Source organism: Spirosoma montaniterrae, from assembly GCF_001988955.1.
Lineage (GTDB): Bacteria > Bacteroidota > Bacteroidia > Cytophagales > Spirosomataceae > Spirosoma > Spirosoma montaniterrae.
The window spans coordinates 2,889,101-2,905,463 of the sequence record NZ_CP014263.1 but is presented as its reverse complement, the minus strand read 5'-3'; the positions used below and the strand labels follow the sequence as shown (position 1 = coordinate 2,905,463).

At 51.4% G+C, this 16,363-nt stretch carries 20 protein-coding genes; 12 read left to right on the top strand and 8 right to left on the bottom strand.

All coding sequences use genetic code 11. The features are described from left to right. Nucleotides 1-45: 45 nt before the first annotated feature. A complete protein-coding gene (locus tag AWR27_RS12630) occupies nt 46-1,224 on the top strand; it encodes a cation:proton antiporter (RefSeq protein WP_077131500.1) in 1,179 nt (392 codons plus the stop codon). Nucleotides 1,225-1,362: 138 nt separating this feature from the next. On the opposite strand, the gene AWR27_RS12625 is transcribed toward AWR27_RS12630, so the two are convergent. After that, nucleotides 1,363-1,692, bottom strand: a complete 330-nt coding sequence (locus tag AWR27_RS12625) for a hypothetical protein (RefSeq protein ID WP_077133967.1) — start codon at nt 1,690-1,692, stop codon at nt 1,363-1,365. A 73-nt stretch (nt 1,693-1,765) separates the two neighbouring features. On the opposite strand from AWR27_RS12625, the gene nhaD reads away from it, so the two are divergent. The 5 genes from nhaD (at nt 1,766) to AWR27_RS12600 (ending at nt 5,681) form a co-directional block, all read left to right on the top strand. Beyond that, nucleotides 1,766-3,061 carry a sodium:proton antiporter NhaD gene (gene nhaD / locus AWR27_RS12620; protein ID WP_077131499.1) on the top strand — a complete coding sequence of 432 codons (1,296 nt, stop codon included), beginning with the start codon at nt 1,766-1,768 and terminating at the stop codon, nt 3,059-3,061. Between the two features lie 271 nt (nt 3,062-3,332). Next, on the top strand, nt 3,333-3,665 hold the full coding sequence (locus tag AWR27_RS12615; protein ID WP_077131498.1) for a winged helix-turn-helix transcriptional regulator: 333 nt from the start codon (nt 3,333-3,335) through the stop codon (nt 3,663-3,665). 10 nt (nt 3,666-3,675) lie between these two features. Continuing rightward, complete coding sequence (locus AWR27_RS12610; RefSeq protein WP_077131497.1) at nt 3,676-4,803, top strand: fatty acid desaturase family protein; 1,128 nt, start codon at nt 3,676-3,678, stop codon at nt 4,801-4,803. Nucleotides 4,804-4,809: 6 nt separating this feature from the next. Beyond that, nucleotides 4,810-5,292 carry a hypothetical protein gene (locus tag AWR27_RS12605; protein ID WP_077131496.1) on the top strand — a complete coding sequence of 161 codons (483 nt, stop codon included), beginning with the start codon at nt 4,810-4,812 and terminating at the stop codon, nt 5,290-5,292. A 32-nt stretch (nt 5,293-5,324) separates the two neighbouring features. Continuing rightward, the gene (locus AWR27_RS12600) at nt 5,325-5,681 is read left to right on the top strand and encodes a hypothetical protein (RefSeq protein WP_077131495.1); all 357 of its coding nucleotides are present in this window, start codon (nt 5,325-5,327) and stop codon (nt 5,679-5,681) included. Between the two features lie 16 nt (nt 5,682-5,697). Here AWR27_RS12600 and AWR27_RS12595 read toward each other — a convergent pair whose 3' ends face one another. The 3 genes from AWR27_RS12595 to AWR27_RS12585 form a co-directional block, all read right to left on the bottom strand. Then, nucleotides 5,698-6,633 (bottom strand): HAEPLYID family protein, encoded by a 936-nt coding sequence (locus AWR27_RS12595; RefSeq protein WP_232326052.1) that lies wholly within the window; start codon nt 6,631-6,633, stop codon nt 5,698-5,700. Between the two features lie 68 nt (nt 6,634-6,701). After that, nucleotides 6,702-8,078 carry a sensor histidine kinase gene (locus AWR27_RS12590; protein ID WP_077131494.1) on the bottom strand — a complete coding sequence of 459 codons (1,377 nt, stop codon included), beginning with the start codon at nt 8,076-8,078 and terminating at the stop codon, nt 6,702-6,704. A gap of 3 nt (nt 8,079-8,081) precedes the next feature. After that, complete coding sequence (locus AWR27_RS12585) at nt 8,082-8,771, bottom strand: response regulator transcription factor (RefSeq protein WP_077131493.1); 690 nt, start codon at nt 8,769-8,771, stop codon at nt 8,082-8,084. A gap of 255 nt (nt 8,772-9,026) precedes the next feature. Between AWR27_RS12585 and AWR27_RS12580 the strand changes: the two genes are divergently transcribed. The 6 genes from AWR27_RS12580 (at nt 9,027) to AWR27_RS12555 (ending at nt 13,915) form a co-directional block, all read left to right on the top strand. Then, nucleotides 9,027-10,196, top strand: a complete 1,170-nt coding sequence (locus AWR27_RS12580; RefSeq protein WP_077131492.1) for a baeRF7 domain-containing protein — start codon at nt 9,027-9,029, stop codon at nt 10,194-10,196. A gap of 35 nt (nt 10,197-10,231) precedes the next feature. Further along, a complete protein-coding gene (locus AWR27_RS12575) occupies nt 10,232-10,528 on the top strand; it encodes an HPF/RaiA family ribosome-associated protein (protein ID WP_077131491.1) in 297 nt (98 codons plus the stop codon). 84 nt (nt 10,529-10,612) lie between these two features. Next, on the top strand, nt 10,613-10,792 hold the full coding sequence (locus AWR27_RS12570) for a hypothetical protein (protein ID WP_077131490.1): 180 nt from the start codon (nt 10,613-10,615) through the stop codon (nt 10,790-10,792). Nucleotides 10,793-10,974: 182 nt separating this feature from the next. Continuing rightward, nucleotides 10,975-12,243 carry a cation:proton antiporter gene (locus AWR27_RS12565; protein WP_077131489.1) on the top strand — a complete coding sequence of 423 codons (1,269 nt, stop codon included), beginning with the start codon at nt 10,975-10,977 and terminating at the stop codon, nt 12,241-12,243. Between the two features lie 28 nt (nt 12,244-12,271). Then, nucleotides 12,272-13,201, top strand: a complete 930-nt coding sequence (locus AWR27_RS12560; RefSeq protein WP_077131488.1) for a sterol desaturase family protein — start codon at nt 12,272-12,274, stop codon at nt 13,199-13,201. Between the two features lie 3 nt (nt 13,202-13,204). After that, complete coding sequence (locus tag AWR27_RS12555) at nt 13,205-13,915, top strand: LolA-like protein (protein WP_077131487.1); 711 nt, start codon at nt 13,205-13,207, stop codon at nt 13,913-13,915. 117 nt (nt 13,916-14,032) lie between these two features. On the opposite strand, the gene AWR27_RS12550 is transcribed toward AWR27_RS12555, so the two are convergent. From AWR27_RS12550 to AWR27_RS12535, 4 genes are all read right to left on the bottom strand, one after another. Next, nucleotides 14,033-14,329, bottom strand: coding sequence for a winged helix-turn-helix domain-containing protein (locus AWR27_RS12550; protein ID WP_077131486.1), 297 nt, complete (start codon nt 14,327-14,329; stop codon nt 14,033-14,035). Beyond that, nucleotides 14,326-14,973 carry a hypothetical protein gene (locus tag AWR27_RS12545; RefSeq protein ID WP_077133965.1) on the bottom strand — a complete coding sequence of 216 codons (648 nt, stop codon included), beginning with the start codon at nt 14,971-14,973 and terminating at the stop codon, nt 14,326-14,328. Before AWR27_RS12545 ends, AWR27_RS12550 begins: the two co-directional genes overlap by 4 nt. A gap of 169 nt (nt 14,974-15,142) precedes the next feature. After that, the gene (locus tag AWR27_RS12540) at nt 15,143-15,514 is read right to left on the bottom strand and encodes a diacylglycerol kinase family protein (RefSeq protein ID WP_077131485.1); all 372 of its coding nucleotides are present in this window, start codon (nt 15,512-15,514) and stop codon (nt 15,143-15,145) included. Next, nucleotides 15,498-16,196 (bottom strand): DUF1361 domain-containing protein, encoded by a 699-nt coding sequence (locus AWR27_RS12535; RefSeq protein WP_083732836.1) that lies wholly within the window; start codon nt 16,194-16,196, stop codon nt 15,498-15,500. Before AWR27_RS12535 ends, AWR27_RS12540 begins: the two co-directional genes overlap by 17 nt. Nucleotides 16,197-16,363: the final 167 nt, after the last annotated feature.

The following is a 16,363-nucleotide window of genomic DNA, read 5'->3' as shown; positions in this document are numbered from 1 at the left end:
ATTTGCCCAGTGTTGGCTGCTGGCTGATAACTGCTCACTGAAAAAATGGATTCTTCAATTCTTATCATCGTTCTGAGTTTGGCGGTGCTGATTTCCTACGCGTTCGATTTGTTTAGCAGCCGTTTCAAGATGCCGTCGGTGCTCCTGTTGCTGCTGCTGGGTATTCTGACCAAACAGGCTACCGACTATGCAGGCGTGCAGGTGCCGTATGTGAACACTATTCTGCCAACACTTGGTACGCTGGGGCTGATTCTGATTGTGCTTGAAGGGGGCCTCGATCTCGAACTACACGCCGAAAAGCTGAGCGTACTGCGCCGAACCCTGCTGGCGTCGCTGCTATCTATTATGGGGGGTACGCTGCTTATGGCAGGTTTGTTATATGCCCTGCTGAACGACTCGTTTTATCACTGTTTGCTGGCAGCGTTGCCCGTGTCGATTGTTAGCAGTGCCGTGGCTGTGCCAATCATATCAAACTTATCGACTGAGCAACAGGAGTTTGTGGTGCATGAGTCGGCCTTCGCCAGTATTCTGGGCGTGATGGCCTATAATTTTCTGCTGCTCAGCCGTGATTCGGTGTTTGGGGCAGTGCTGTCGTTTACGCGCGATACGCTGATTATGGCCTTTATTTCGGCCATTTGTTGCTTTTTGCTGCTATACCTCATTGGACGTATTAGCCATCGCATCAAATTTCTGCCTATTATTTCTGTGCTTTTCTTAGTGTATGCCCTGGCCGAAATCAACCGGCTGTCGTCGCTATTGCTGATTCTGATTTTCGGGCTGTTTCTCAACAACACCGAACTCTTTATTCGCGGTCGATTGAGCCTGATTCTGAAGAATGATCTGTTTGAGAAAGAACTGGAGCAACTCAAAAACCTGACGGCTGAAGGCGGGTTCGTAGTCCGAACGTTTTTCTTTCTGTTATTCGGTTATGCCGCCGTACCCCAGGATCTGATAGATACCGATGCATTGATTGTGAGCGTGTTATTTATCATTACGATTCTGGTCTGGCGGTGGATCATTCTGCGTATCACCTATCGTGGACCTGTTAAACCACTGCTCTGGATTGCTCCACGCGGCCTGATAACCATTCTGCTGTATTTGAACACGCCCGCCGAGTTGCGACTGCTTGGCTTCCGCGAAGGCATCCCGATGCTCGTGGTTCTCCTATCGTCGCTGGTGATGATGGCCGGGGTGGTGGGAGTAAAGCGGTTGAGAGAGGAGTAATTGAATGATTGAATGATAGAGTGATTGAATGATAGACTGATTGAATGATTGAATGATTGAATGATTGAATGATTGAATGGAGCGATTACCTGACTACTCCATTCAATCATTCAATCATTCAATCAGTCTATCATTTAATTACTCTATCACTTTATCATTCAAATATTTCACAAACGCCCACAGTCGCCTTGTTTTCAGGTAGTTAAGGTTTGTGTCGTGGGTAAAAGCTTCGCGCTCGAAACAGATATTGCGGTAAGCCCTGTAATGGTCGCGGTACTGAAACCGGCGAATCATATACTCGATAACGTACCATAGATAGAAGGGTAAAATGCCCAGTTCGGCCTGCTGAAACAGGTGAATGCGCTCATGATTTAGCAGGGTAGGGCCGGGGTGACGATGACGCACCAGAATAAACGGAAACAGGGCCATACCGTCGGGGCCGAGCTTCGGAACGCGGATAATGAGCATTGGTTGCGTAATTTTACGCCGGTACAACACCATTTGTGGGTGAATCGGTTTGCCTGCCTGGTAATTACTCGTTATGACAACCACACTCGTTCTGCTCTTCGTTATTGGTTACGCGCTGATTACCCTCGAACACCCCATAAAAATCAATAAAACGGCTACGGCACTTATTACGGGCGTAGTGTGCTGGGCGGTGTATGCCCTCCAATCGGCTGATGTTGAACCGGTTGTACACCACCTCAGCGAACACCTGACCAGCACCGCCGAAATTTTGTTCTTCCTGCTCGGTGCCATGACCGTCGTTGAACTCATCGACGCCCACGACGGGTTCACGCTCATTACCGACCGCATTGCCAGCCGCAATACGCGCGCACTGCTCTGGATCATCAGCCTGCTTACGTTCTTTCTGTCGGCTCTGCTCGATAATCTTACCTCCTCTATCGTAATGGTGTCGGTGGCCCGCAAACTCGTTCGCGATGCTGACCAACGGCGCGTTATTGCCGGAATGATTATCATAGCGGCCAACTCGGGCGGGGCATGGTCGCCCATTGGCGACGTTACCACGACCATGCTCTGGATTGGCGGGCAAATTACGACCGCCAATATTATCCGGGAACTGTTTCTGCCCAGTCTGGTGTCGTTGCTGGTGCCGCTGGCGGCTCTTACGTTTATGTATAAAGCTGATGCACAGGCGGCTACAGCTTCGGCTAAGCAAGGCATCAGCCGCCCCTACGTGACCAGAACTGCTCGGCGTGAACGGCGTATTATGCTGGCAATTGGTCTGGGCGGTATGCTGTTTGTCCCGATTTTCAAGACCGTTACGCACTTGCCACCCTACATGGGTATGATGCTCGTTTTAGGGCTAATCTGGGTAGCGTCGGAAGTGCTGCATAGCGATAAAGACGATGCTGAACGGCAAAAGTTTACGGCGGCCTACGCCCTGAGCCGGATCGACGCGCCGAGCATTTTATTTTTTCTGGGTATTCTGCTGGCGGTTGGTTCGCTCGAAGCCACGGGCGTATTGCGCAGCCTGGCCGAATCGCTAAGTCAGTCGGTAGGCAATTTAGACGTGATTGTACTACTCATTGGTATGGTATCGGCGGTGGTCGATAACGTGCCGATTGTGGCGGCTGCCATGGGTATGTATGACCTGCAAACCTACCCGCCCGACGCCAAACTGTGGGAATTTCTGGCCTACTGCGCCGGAACGGGCGGAAGTTTGCTACTTATCGGGTCGGCGGCTGGCGTGGCCGTAATGGGTATGGAGCGGCTGGCCTTCGGCTGGTATCTACGCCGGATTAGCTGGCTGGCACTCATTGGCTACGTGGCCGGGGCAATAGTGTATTTAGTTGAATATGAGTTGTTTAGGTAGATGTCTAAATCTATTCGAAAAAATATTGCAACTGAATCAATTTATGATCGACAGGCATGAACTATAATTTTTATCAGTTAGTTACCCAATAGATAGCTATTTACTTCGTTATCATTAGGCTTCCTCACGAGTAACGCGCAAGGCATCTTGTACAAGCTCACCTTCATTGCCCGCGTTGCTCAGCCTCTACGAAAATTAGTACCTGTCCATCTTAATCTACTGTCTCGGCTTAGGCTATTGTCTGACTCGGCTCAGCAACCGCCTACAGACGATGTCAACCAATTCTCCTTCAGAGTTTGCTTTCGAGCCTGACCTGCGCCTGATCAATATGACACTGAAAGTGATTGGTGGCAAATGGCGACTGTACCTCATTCTGGTACTGGGGCAACAAACCTTGCGTTTCAGTGAACTGAGCGAACGATTGCCCGATGTCAGCCCGAAAGTGCTGGCGGGCGAATTGAAAGCCCTTGTTGCGCTGGGTGTGATTCAGCGGGTGGTCTATGCCGAAGTGCCGCCTAAAGTTGAATACCGCCTGACCGAGCAAGGCCGTTTGGCCCTACCGTTGATGAGTCAGCTTCAGCAGATAGGGCAATTCTTTATCTAATGACAATCGAATGACAACCAAACTTAAGTTTACGCCGACCAGCCAGTCGCTGTTTTTTGTTACGCTGCGCCGTCGGGTCGATGCGTATTTTACTCAACAAGCATGTTCTCCCCATGCCAACCGGGCTATGTGGGCTAAGGCTCTCTTTTTTTTGATTGGTTACGCGCTGCTATACGCGCTTTTGTTATCCAATCAGTTTGGGCCACTGGGCAGCTTAGGCTTAGCCATTACCTTGGGCGTATTTGCCGCCTGCATCGGCTTCAACGTGTCGCACGATGCACTGCATGGAGCATTTTCGTCGCGCCCGTGGGTCAACCGGCTCCTGGGCAATAGCTTTTACCTGCTGGGGGCCAACCCCTATGTCTGGAAAATTACGCATAACGTGGTGCATCACACCTACACAAATATTCCCGGTCACGACGAGGACATTGAGATTGCACCGGGTTTGGTACGGCTCGACCCTGAGGAGCCACTCCGACCCTGGCACCGCTACCAGCATCTGTACACGATTCCGCTGTACTCGCTGGCATCGCTCTCGTGGGTACTCCGCAAAGATTATGTCAAGTTTTTCAAGCATCAGATTGGGCAGCATACGCCCCCGGCGCATCCCCGAAGCGAATACGTTAACCTGTTTTTGGGAAAAGCCCTGTACTACGTCTTTTTCTTGGTGATACCGCTGCTCGTACTCGATCTGGCCTGGTGGCAGGTGCTGCTCGGCTTTCTGATTATGCACTTAGCCGAAGGACTGGTGCTGGGACTGGTGTTTCAACTGGCTCACGTGGTTGAAGGAACATCGTTTCCAATTCCCGACGCATCGGGGTCGGTAGACGATGCCTGGGCTATTCACCAGCTTCGTACAACGGCCAACTTTGCTCCCCGTAGCCAACTGGCAGCTTTTATATGTGGTGGGCTGAACCGTCAGATCGAACACCATCTGTTTCCGAAAGTCTGCCACATACACTACCCGGCCATCACGGCAATCGTCAGGCAAACTGCCCACGAGTTTGACTTGCCGTATCTGGAAAACCCCAGTTTCGGGTCTGCGCTCTTCTCCCATTTCCGGTTGTTGCGTACAATGGGCCAACAAGAGCAAGGTTTGCAGGTCGATGCTTTTCTTAAAAACACAGTCAATGTCTGATGAATTATGCTAAACGACACCAGGTTGCTCGCCGATCACCTCGCTCAGGTTCACGACTTAGTGGACTCGCCCGCGTTTGATCGCAACTCGCCGGACAATGGGCCGTGGAAAACGGAGTTTGCCCAGCTTATTTCGCGGGTTCACAGCCTGTTGTTGCTGGCCGACCTGATCGATAAACGAGTTGATTTCCGGCAGGGCGTTGGCGTTAACGGCAAGGTTCAGGACATCACGTCGCTGGTAAACTGGATGCACGACCGTATGCCTGCGGTAAGCAGCGAACCCGCAGAACAATTACCCGGCAACCGCCTGAACCGCTATTTCAATGCTGGAACGGGCCGGTTTGCCAACGGCTGTTTATTTACGGTCGAGTTCGATAGTGAACTGGCCTTTTTTATTGACGATCAGCGGATTTACCTGAATCGTCAGATTCGGCGGGCTGTTTCGGAAGCCGAAGAAGCCATTCAGAGTCACGCCCGACACAATTTGTAACCGGCCCGCCATTCACAAAATGAATCCTGACCATGGACAAACAAGACTACATTGAACAGGCTGCCAAGTGGGCCGAACGTAACGGCTTTACCCAGATACAAGCCAATACCCCCGGATATGAAATGCCCGTTGGCTTTGGCCGCAGTCAGGACGGCCAATCGTTTATACCCGACGTAACGGGGCAGCGGTGGGAAGAAAAATCGTATTTTGAAGTGATACTCAAAACCGCCAACCTCAACGATTTGGTGTCGAAACTGAACCTGCTATATCAACTGACCCAACTGCGTGGCGGAGCCGTTTATCTGATGGCTCCCAAAACGCACGTACCCTTTGCGCGGTCGGTACTGGCGAAGAGCCGCATTCGTGCCGAGATAATTGCCTTATCGTGATCTGCATTCCGTTGCGCTACCCGTTTTGAACAGGTTTTCGGTTTTTGTGCGCTGGCTCATAAATCAACCGTAGAAACGAACTCAGCCGCTGCTCCTGCCGGGACAAGGGAATCCCGGTAACGATGCCTAACAGCAGGTTGCTTGTTACACCAACGCGCAGTTGTGGGCGCATCACCACGCTGGACTGACGACCCGCAACAGACTGGTTTACTTCCAGCCCGACGAAATTGCGTGTGCCGGGAATCATGTAATGAACACTGCTATTCATCTCAAATCGCGATTTCCAGTGTTTTGATTGAAAAGCGTAAGTCAACACCGGACCCGTGTACACCAGCGTGTGAAAGCGGTTTCCCCAGCGTTTAGCTGCAATCAGAAACGGGTTGAATTGGTTGCCTGTTACAGTTGATACTCTGGACAAATCCTGAATATCGGCCAGTTTGATGGAATTGATATAGCCTAATGCCAGGGTTGTTTTGGCTCGCTCCGATACTAAAAACGACCATTGAGCAGCTAATTTCAAGCTTTCGATGCGATTAGCTGGTGGGATTGCCAGCCCATTCTGACCACTGTCTCTGCCGTTAATGCCATAAAGCGTTATCGGTATTTCCACCTCCAGTCCCAGCCGGTTAACGGGTGCCCATTCGTACTCAATCAGCATGTCGTAGGTGTCGTAATACAGGTTATCGGTCAGGCCCATGCCTACGTTCCATTCGCGTTCGCCCTTGCGGGCACCCAAATCGCGGATCAGATCAATGTAAAGCGGTTCGGCATGAAGTACCTTATCCGGTGTTCGGCGGTCTTCTACTTCATCGATAAATAAACTGTCGAGCCGGTCGTTGAGTTGTCTAAGACTATCTGTCTCTGATTGAGCAATAGCCCTTGTTGCCGTTAGCAAAAGGAAGAAATAACTCATGAAGAGCGAGACGAATCGACCTGCCGATACCCGGTTCATACCGTTGGGATTATTGAAAAAGCGTACAAAAGTACCCTTGTACGTGCTGCATCCTGATTAGAGAAAACTTATAAAGAACTGCTGGTGGGCAGTACGAGCGTGAACGTACTGCCCTTTCCCAACTGGCTACTTACCTCGATTCGGCCCTGGTGCAGTTCGGCAATGCGTTCGCAAATCGACAGGCCGATACCTGCCCCCTCGTAGCCCAGTGCATTGTCGGCCCGGAAGAATGGGGTAAATAGATTGGCAATCTGCTCTGGCGGTATGCCAATACCCTGATCGGTAATAGCTATCTGGCACTGCTGCAAACCGGGAATAATACGCAGATGGGCCGTATGGTCAGGGGTGTATTTACAGGCGTTATCGAGCAGATTCAACACAACCTGCTTCAGCAGAGCCTCGCTTCCCTGCACCACTGTTTCAGCATCAGTTTGGGGCAGTGGATCATAACTTAACCGAATCTGATAGGCCGGATGAGCCATTTGCAATTCAGTCTGTGCCAGAAAACACACGTCATCGAGTCGCACGGGCTTGAACTCCGCCCGCCCCGCAGTTTCTGACGTGCGGGCCAGAAATAATAAACTGTTGGTTAAATTAATGAGCCGCTCGGTGTCGGCCAGTAACGTCTGCAAGACCTGTGAGTGCTGCTGGGGTGTTAGAGAACCGCGTAGACTCAATTGAATTTCTGACTTCAGAGCGGCTAAAGGTGTTCGGAGTTCGTGACTGGCGTGCGACACAAACTGCCGTTGCCCTTCAAACGCCCGTTGCAGCCGCTCCAGCACCTGATTGAAGTTAGCCGCCAATCGCGCTACTTCGTCCCGACCGTTTCCCTCGCCAATTCGTTGCTGAAGGTTACGGGCGTTGATGGTCGAAATTTGTTCGTTGAGTCGGCTGATGGGCCGCAACGACTGCCCGGCAAACACAATTCCCAGCCCAATGGTCAGGGCTACGCCACCCAGCAGACTCCAGAACAGTGTTTGCCGCAAATCGGCCAGTTCGCGCCGACCCGTTACGTCGTAGGCCGAAGCTACCGCCACCACCGGAGTTGCCCGTTCGTCGTAGCGAAAACCAACTACTTCCCGACCGTCGATAGTTGTTCGCACCAGCCCGTCCTGGCGAATCTGGGTAAGCAGCGTAGGTTCTACACGAATCGAGTCGTCGTCGATGCTGGCATACAATAGCCGGTTGCGGTCGTCAAACACCAGTACCCGCTCATTGAACAGAACCGTGAGCGTGTTGCGGTCAATGATACGGAGTAGCTGACGGTCGACCTCCTGCACCTCTACCAGCAGCCGAACGGTGGTTCGGGCTTTTTGTTCGAGCCGGTTCCGAAACTCGCCCCGTCGGTTTGCAGCCGATGTCAGGTAGATCAGCACCGAAAATGCCAGTAGCAGTCCGCCCACAATCAGCGAAAACTGGAGTGCAATGCGGTTACGAATCGTCATAGGTTATTCGTCAACTTTGAGCACATAGCCCAAACCCGGTCGGGTATGGATAAGTTTTGGCCTGAAATCGCGGTCGATTTTCCGACGCAGGTAGTTGATATACACTTCAATAACGTTGCTGCCGGGGTCGTAGGTCAATTGCCAGACCTGTTCGCTTAGCTCGGCTTTTGACACCACCCGGCCTGCCCGGCGCATGAGGTATTCGAGCAGAGCCATTTCGCGGGCTGTTACTTCAATGTCGGCTTGCTGCCGCCGAACGGTTCGGGCCGAGGTGTCGAGTACCAGATCGGCAACTTTGAGTACATCGGCTGGCAAACGCCCGTTTAGCCGGTCGCTTCGGCGCAGGCAGGTAGTCACGCGCGCGCTCAACTCGCGCAGGTCGAACGGTTTTACGATATAGTCATCGGCACCACTCGCCAGCCCATCTAATTTATCTTCGATTTCGCCGAGGGCCGTAAGCATTATAATGGGTAAGTCGGGCTTTTCAGTCCGCAGGCTATGGCATACGTCATAGCCATTCATGCCAGGCAGATTTACGTCTAAAATCAGCAGGTCGATGGGCTGACCCAATGCCAGATGCCGCCCCGTGACACCGTCGTAGGCCACTTCGGTACGATAGCCTTCTTCGCGCAAACTCCGGCTGATGTTGTTGGCAATGCGCCGGTCGTCTTCTACAATCAGAATACTTTTCATAATGCTGGACAATCTTTTCAGATGGGGCAACCAAACGTTTCGAATAGAAAATATTAATAGAACAATAACGATGGAGGACGAAGGCCGTTCACACGATCTGCTTTTCTAAGGTTTCTCTAAGGCAATCAACTACTTAGAGAAACCTTAGAAAGCAGCAACAGGCCGACCCTTTCGGGAGGATATTGGTTAAGTGCATAGACAACTACCGCAAAAAGGCCGGCTGCTGTCTGTTTATTCTTAACCAACTTCACCGTTATGACGTCGCTCGAATTCAATAAAGATACCCTGTTTGACCTGGCCGATCAGACGCATGAACACTCGATTTCTATTTTTATACCCACTCACCGGCGAGGGCAGGAAGTGCTGGAAGGGCACGATCAGATTGCTTTCAAAAATCACCTTCAGGCTATCCGGCTCGAACTGGAGAAGTCGGTTCGTAGCAATGACATCGACACGCTGATGGAGCCGCTCGATGCGTTGCTGGCCGACCAAACATTCTGGCGGTATCGGACCGAGGGGCTGGCCGTGTTTCGGAACCCAGCTTATTTTGCCACGTTCGATAGCCCAACCCCCCTGTCCGATGCTCATTACCTACAGTCTAAGTTCTGGTTGCGGCCTTTACTGCCCTATGTGCAACCCGCCAGGCAATACTGTATACTACAAATTGGCAAAAACGGGGCCTTGCTGTATAAGGCCGACCCATACTCGATCTCGCAGGTAGATGCCAAGGAACTGATGCCGTCGGGAATTGACGAAATCACGGTCTATTACGACTTTGAAGAAGAACTACAGGGCCGAACCAAAGGCCGGGGTGGTATGGCGGCCATCTATACCAGCGACGATGCCAACCGCGAACAGAAAGAAAAAGACCACTTGCTGGCCGATTATTTTCGGCTTATCGACGGGGCCATTATGTCGCTGATAGGTACGCAGAACGTGCCGCTGCTGCTGGCTTCGGTCGAGTATTACCAGCCTATTTATCGACTTGTCAACTCGTATCCGCACCTACACGAGCAGGGACTTACGGGCAACTTCGACCACGTTCAAGCCATTGAATTGCACGAAATGGCAAATCAACTGCTGACCGACTATTTCGAGCAATCGTATCAGCGACGCCTGACGCAGTACCAGAATCAGAGCGGCACTGACCAAACGGCTACCGACCTGCGCTCGATTCTCGATGCCGCCGTAACGGGCCGCATAGAATCCCTTTTCATACAGGCTGATGCGCAGGCATGGGGTCACTTTGACGAAGCTACGCTCACAGCCACCCTCCACGACGAACGGCAGGAAGGCGACCAATCGCTGATCGATCAGGCGGCTCTGCTCACACTACGCAATGGCGGAGATGTGTTTGTAGTGGATGAAGGCATTACTGCCGGGCAGCAGCCACCGGTTCACATCGCGGCTCTGTATCGGTTTTGACTCAACTTATTGCACGTTTAACGAATAGTAAACTTATGGAGTACACAATTGATCGAATCAAGATAGACCTGCAAACCGTAGGGTTCAGCGAAACGGAAGAATTACTGGCAACGGTTGAGAAAGAGCTTCGGCGCGTTCTTCGCTTTCGGAACGATGTGGTTGCTGCCGACATATATCTGCGCGAAGAGGGTACTAATCCGGCCAACAACAAACAGGTGCGCTGGCGGCTTGGTATACCTGGCAACGACCTGTTTGCCGAAGGTACGGGCAACTCGTGGGCAGCAGGTCTGCGCGACGCGGGCGACAAACTGCGTCGACAGTTTGTTGACTGATAAACAGTGGGTTATTTAAGCTTTTTATAAGAGCAGATTGAGCAAATGACAACGACCTTTGTCGAGTATTAAATCCTGACAGCTATGAACTGGTTAAACTATAGCCAATACGTGCTGGAGCAAGTGAGCTTCGACCGTCGCTTGTTTCGCAAGGAACTCCGCAAATTTTTGCGGTTGCTGCCGCCGATGGAGCAAACGCAACTGCTGCGCTGGTGCCGTAGCCGAACCCGGCGTAGTCGGCAACAGGCAGTGCAAATGGCCTGACCGAATGCTTCGGTAAGACGACTGTGTTGTTGGAATGATTAGGGAAAATGCTGTAAAAGTATAGCCATCTGTCAGTCTGACGGATGGCTATCTATTTCAATGGGTGCTGGTTAATTCGTGTAAATAGTAACAACTCACAGAATAGCCGGTTGACTAAAAAACAACCGGTTGTTTCGCATGATATGGATATTTTTAACATCGCTACCGGGCTGATGGTGCTAACGGCAATCTTTGGTTACGTTAACGTCCGATTTTTGAAATTGCCCGACACCATCGGGCTAATGATTATTTCCATTGTGTTTTCGCTGTCTATCATTGTCGGACACCTGGTTAGCCCGCGCGAATTTGATGCCATCTGGCTGTTGTTCAACAAGATCGATTACACGACCGTCGTACTCGACGTTATGCTCAGTTTTCTGCTCTTTGCCGGAGCGTTGCATACCGATACGCGAATGCTACGCTCAATATGGGCCAGTATTACACTATTTGCCCTGTTGGGAGTTGTTATTTCTACGGGTATGGTGGCGATACTGCTTTACGGGGCTTTGCAACTCATTGGTCTGCCCATTGATTTTTTCCACTGTTTGCTGTTTGGCGCGTTGATTTCGCCAACTGATCCCATTGCCGTACTGGGCATTCTGGCGAAGGCAAACGTACCGAAAAATACTGAAATCAAAATTGTTGGTGAGTCGCTCTTTAATGATGGTGTTGGCGTAGTGATTTTCCTGACGCTGCTGGGTACAACCCGGCCCGATGCAGTGCCGCTAACTGCACAGGCGGTAGGCTGGCTCTTTCTGGAAGAGGCCGGTGGGGGCCTGCTTTTGGGCCTGTTGCTGGGTTACGCCTTGTTTGGGTTGCTCAAATCCATTGACCACTATCAAACAGAAATTATCATTACCATTGCTGTTGTGATGGGCGGTTATTGGCTGGCTACCCGGCTGCACGTGTCGGGACCACTGGCGGTGGTGGTGGCCGGGCTACTCATTAGCGACCAAACGCGTAGCGCAGCCATGAGCAGCGTAACCCGCGAGTATGTCGATAAATTCTGGGAGATTATTGATATTTTGCTGAATGCCCTGCTATTTGTACTGATTGGATCGCGATTGGTGACACTGACCTTCGATTGGGCGTTTGTGCCAGCAGCCCTGGCAGGTATTGTTATTATGCTGGTATCGCGCTACGGTGCCGTTCGATTACCTTTGTTGCTGGTACAACGCTGGATCAAATCTGACCCGCAAGACCCACTGATGCTCACCTGGGGCGGGCTGCGCGGGGGGCTATCAATAGCAATGGCCCTATCGATTCCGGAAACCGTAGCGGCCAAAGACTTGCTGGTATTTGTTACCTACGCCTGCGTTTTTTTCTCTGTTGTAGTACAGGGCCTGACGCTATCGGGTGTTGCCAGGCGACTATACCGAAACACAAAACCAACCGTTGTGACCAATACCTGAATACAAGCCTTACTAACTCAACGTACACATGCTCGACCCGTTGTTTGGTGCTCCTCCAATTCCGATTCATCAACTGTTGACCGTAGAAACCAATACGCCTAACCTGATTTTGTGGGCTGTGCCGGTCATGATTTTCTTCACAGCCATTGAAATGATTGGGGCTTATGTGCAGGAAAGGCCCGTTTACGAAAAACACGAGACCATTGGCTCGGTGCTGGTAGGATTGGGTTCGCTGGCCGTGAGTGCGGCTCTGAAAGTGGCCCTGCTTACGGCTACCGTCTGGGTCTACAACCAATTACCCTGGCGCATGGTCCTGCACTGGTGGACGCTCATTCCGTGTTATATCATCTACGATTTTTTCAGCTATTGGGCGCACCGCGTCTCGCACGAGCAGCGGTTCTGGTGGGCAACGCACGTCGTACACCATTCGGGCGAGCATTATAATCTTAGCGTATCGTTTCGGCTAAGCTGGGTGCAACACCTGAAAATCATTTTTTTTCTGCCCGTCGCGCTAATTGGCTTCCACCCGATTATCTTCTTCACGACTAACCAGATTGCCGTGCTGTTTCAGTTCTGGGTGCATACCGAATACATCCGCAAAATGCCCGCCTGGGTTGAGTTTATATTTGCTACGCCCTCTAACCATCGGGTTCATCATGGTTCGCAGCCAAAATACATCGACAAAAATTACGGCGCTACGTTCATTATCTGGGACCGGATGTTTGGCACCTATCAGCCCGAAGAAGAAACGCCGGTGTATGGCATCACTACGAATATTGCACACAAAGCCAACCCGTTTCATATCAACTTTCACGAGTTTACCGATATGGTGCGCGACGTGCGGGCGGCTCGGGGCCTTCGGCGTAAGCTATTCTTTATATTTGGCAGCCCAACGAAAATTGCGGAAGAAAAGCGGCAAATAGCTACATTTGATTTTTCCGACAAGCCCCATTCGTAAGCCATGAAAAAAGTACTGATAGCCCTCTCTCTGATGGCTCTGTTTCAACGTTCGGCTATGGCGCAGGATACCCCAAATGCTGAGCAGATTATCGATAAATACATTGCGGCCATCGGCGGAAAAGACGCGCTGATGAAAGTTAATGACCTGACAACCAATATGTCGAGCGAAACCGACCGGGGTGTCATCATCATCACGCGCAAGCAGAAACTGCCGAATAAATTTTCAATGGTCATCAATGCCAACGGTATGGAAGTGATGAAACAAACCGGCGACGGGCAGAAGGTGCTCATGGGTGGTATGCAGGGTAGCAACACTATCGACGGCCCCGCAGCGCAGGCCATGATTGCCATGAACACGCTGTTCCCGGAACTGCACTACGCCGAAAACGGTATCAAATCGACTGTGGTCGGCCCCGAAAAAATCGACGGGAAAGACACCTACAAGCTAAGCCATACCACCGCCGACGGAGCAACCACATGGACCGATAATTTTGATGTGGGCACCGGCCTGAAAGTGCAGGCAGTTGTTACAAACAAATCGCCACGCGGTCAGATGACGACCACGATGCAGTATGCTGATTACAAAGAGCAAAACGGCATTAAGTTTCCCATGACCATTAATCAGCAGTCGCCACGCGGCACACAGACAATGACGGTCGATAACATCAAAATCAATAAGGGACTGAAAGATTCGGATTTCAAGACCGAGTAGGGCGTTGCTCGTTGTTGCTCGTCGGGATGTGTATCCCGACGAAATTGATGGCGGATATACATCCGCTTTTAGTAGCGTCGGGATACACATCCCGACGAGCTTACAGAGTACAATCGGCTACAGACTTTTTATAAACTCTTCCAGCGCGTTGAGATGGTCAGAAAACGCCTGCCTGCCCGTGTCGCTGGCGGAATAGGTTGTGTTGGGTTTCCGGCCAATAAACTGCTTCTGCACGACTATGTAGCCCGACTCTTCCAGCGCGCGCAGGTGCGTGGCGAGATTGCCGTCGGTTAGGCCGAGGAGTTCTTTCAGCGCGTTGAAACTCAGGCTGTCGTTGACCATTAGCACCGACATAATGTTCAGCCGCGCTTTACTCTCAAAGGCTTTATTGAATTGCGCCAGCAGGTCTTTCATGACGCGTTTCGTTCGTATTTGTAATACATCGCCAGCCCATACACAACATGCAGGACGCCGAAGCCAATAGCCCAGGTCAGCAAATTATAACCCGGCCAGAACAACGATAGTAACCCCAGCCCAATCTCGCAGTAACCCAGTGACTCAACGTCGCGCAGGGTGTATTTGCTGCCATTGAGCAGGGCCAGTCCGTAAAAAATCAGCGTGCCGGGAAAGGCCAGCCAGATTAGGTTGTGCTGCAACAGCACTAAGCAGAAAATACCACCCGCTACCAACGGCACCAGCATGGCCCATACTAACCGTTTCGAACTGCTGTTCCAAACGTCATGCCCCTGCCGCCGGGCTTTACGAACCGTGAAATACGTACCCGCCAGCAACGCCGACGCCAGCACCACTACGGCCACTGTCACTAAAAAACGCCTGAGATCGGCGTGGGTATCGGCATCGTAACGGCTGAGCTGGTCGTAGCCGAGCGTGGCCAGCGAGTTGGTGCGCAGACGCATATACACTACTGCCGCGCCCGCCAGCGCAATCAGGCCCGCCGACACGCCCGATAAACCACTGAGCGACAGAAATTTGGAAGAGCGTTCCATCAGGCTGCGGATTTCCGTCAGCGTCTGCAGATGTTCGCGCGATTCAGACATGTTGAATGGTTGAATGATTGAGTGGTTGAATGATTGAATGGTTGAATGATTGAATGATTGAATGATTGAGTGGTTGAATGATTGAATGGTTGAATGATTGAATGATTGAATGATTGAATGGTTGAGTGGTTGAATGGTTGAATGGGTTGTCTTGACAACATTCAATCATTCAACCATTCAACCACTCAATCAGCCTGCCGCCCAGTACTACCAGTCCCACTGCTACCGCCGTGAGGGCCAGGATCAATACGGCACCCGACGACAGGTCTTTGATGGTTTTGATGTGTGGGTGCAGCCCCGGCGACACAAAATCGCACAGTTTCTCGATGGCGGTGTTAAACGCTTCTGCGGCCCAGACTAATCCGATTTGTGTAAGTACAATAGCCCACTCGACCCGGTTCAATCGTAGCCAGAAGCCAGCCAGCACTACCAGACCAGCCACGAGCAGATGCACCTTTGCGTTGTTCTCGTAACGGAACAAATCAAGAATGCCCCGACCGGCAAACCGGAAGCTACGTAGCACTTTACGTCCGTTTATCATACGCAACGTACCAGTGAAAAGCTACGTACAACGCAACCAGTACAAAACCGTAGGCCAGCGTTAGTTTAATACTCAGATGATCGTGATAGGCCAATAGAATAGCCCGCAACAGCGACGTAGGTTGCGCCAGCACGTCCCAGCTATTCCACCGCCCAAACCGACCGAGGTAGACGCCAAAGCCCGACAATCCCTGGAATAACAGCACCACGGCCCACGTTTGCCATACCCCCAGCAACGGACGCAGCATCCGGTGAACAACCAGTAGCGAATATAGACCGGCCAGCAGCCCCGTTTGGGCAAACAGAAAGAACGTCATGGTGTCGAACCAAAGTAGCGGTTGCCCAACCGACCGAATATGAAACAGGTCGGTGATGAGGTAGGGAGCATTGGGCAAAAACGCCAGCCAAATAGCTAAGCTGCTCAGCAACAAAGCGCGTTGCCGAAACCCTGCCGCCCGCAGGTCGCGCAGCACCAGCACCACGCCCAGCGGAAAAAACGCCAGAAACAGATTCCAGGTCAGGGTCGTAAAAAACCACCAGTTGCCGGTGAGCAAGCCTCGTACAGCCACCAGGCCAATGCAAACAGCCGCTAAACCCGCCAGTGCCACCAAACCACGGCCCGGTCTCATTGCGCCATTAGCCTTATCGGGCTGGTAAATCAATGGGTATGATAAATCTCTCATTAAAATAAAGTACTTTGTATTGCAAAGTAAGCAATGGTAGCGTTGGTTTTCCTATGAATTGTTAAATTTTTTTTTTAAACGGCATAAAAGTAATGGTATATACTCAGTGGAGTTAGGTAAAATTTCGCATATTGCCAATTAATAAACATTGTTCTCTCCGTTCATTT

Excerpts from the sequence above, each read along its gene's own strand:
- AWR27_RS12565 (WP_077131489.1), top strand. The coding sequence starts at position 10,975 with ATGGATATTTTTAACATCGCTACCGGGCTGATGGTGCTAACGGCAATC.
- AWR27_RS12560 (WP_077131488.1), top strand. The coding sequence starts at position 12,272 with ATGCTCGACCCGTTGTTTGGTGCTCCTCCAATTCCGATTCATCAACTG.
- nhaD (WP_077131499.1), top strand. The coding sequence starts at position 1,766 with ATGACAACCACACTCGTTCTGCTCTTCGTTATTGGTTACGCGCTGATT.
- AWR27_RS12540 (WP_077131485.1), bottom strand. The coding sequence starts at position 15,514 with ATGATAAACGGACGTAAAGTGCTACGTAGCTTCCGGTTTGCCGGTCGG.
- AWR27_RS12595 (WP_232326052.1), bottom strand. The coding sequence starts at position 6,633 with ATGAACCGGGTATCGGCAGGTCGATTCGTCTCGCTCTTCATGAGTTAT.
- AWR27_RS12630 (WP_077131500.1), top strand. The coding sequence starts at position 46 with ATGGATTCTTCAATTCTTATCATCGTTCTGAGTTTGGCGGTGCTGATT.
- AWR27_RS12600 (WP_077131495.1), top strand. The coding sequence starts at position 5,325 with ATGGACAAACAAGACTACATTGAACAGGCTGCCAAGTGGGCCGAACGT.
- AWR27_RS12580 (WP_077131492.1), top strand. The coding sequence starts at position 9,027 with ATGACGTCGCTCGAATTCAATAAAGATACCCTGTTTGACCTGGCCGAT.
- AWR27_RS12610 (WP_077131497.1), top strand. The coding sequence starts at position 3,676 with ATGACAACCAAACTTAAGTTTACGCCGACCAGCCAGTCGCTGTTTTTT.
- AWR27_RS12555 (WP_077131487.1), top strand. The coding sequence starts at position 13,205 with ATGAAAAAAGTACTGATAGCCCTCTCTCTGATGGCTCTGTTTCAACGT.
- AWR27_RS12590 (WP_077131494.1), bottom strand. The coding sequence starts at position 8,078 with ATGACGATTCGTAACCGCATTGCACTCCAGTTTTCGCTGATTGTGGGC.
- AWR27_RS12585 (WP_077131493.1), bottom strand. The coding sequence starts at position 8,771 with ATGAAAAGTATTCTGATTGTAGAAGACGACCGGCGCATTGCCAACAAC.
- AWR27_RS12545 (WP_077133965.1), bottom strand. The coding sequence starts at position 14,973 with ATGTCTGAATCGCGCGAACATCTGCAGACGCTGACGGAAATCCGCAGC.
- AWR27_RS12605 (WP_077131496.1), top strand. The coding sequence starts at position 4,810 with ATGCTAAACGACACCAGGTTGCTCGCCGATCACCTCGCTCAGGTTCAC.
- AWR27_RS12570 (WP_077131490.1), top strand. The coding sequence starts at position 10,613 with ATGAACTGGTTAAACTATAGCCAATACGTGCTGGAGCAAGTGAGCTTC.
- AWR27_RS12535 (WP_083732836.1), bottom strand. The coding sequence starts at position 16,196 with ATGAGAGATTTATCATACCCATTGATTTACCAGCCCGATAAGGCTAAT.
- AWR27_RS12550 (WP_077131486.1), bottom strand. The coding sequence starts at position 14,329 with ATGAAAGACCTGCTGGCGCAATTCAATAAAGCCTTTGAGAGTAAAGCG.
- AWR27_RS12615 (WP_077131498.1), top strand. The coding sequence starts at position 3,333 with ATGTCAACCAATTCTCCTTCAGAGTTTGCTTTCGAGCCTGACCTGCGC.
- AWR27_RS12625 (WP_077133967.1), bottom strand. The coding sequence starts at position 1,692 with ATGCTCATTATCCGCGTTCCGAAGCTCGGCCCCGACGGTATGGCCCTG.
- AWR27_RS12575 (WP_077131491.1), top strand. The coding sequence starts at position 10,232 with ATGGAGTACACAATTGATCGAATCAAGATAGACCTGCAAACCGTAGGG.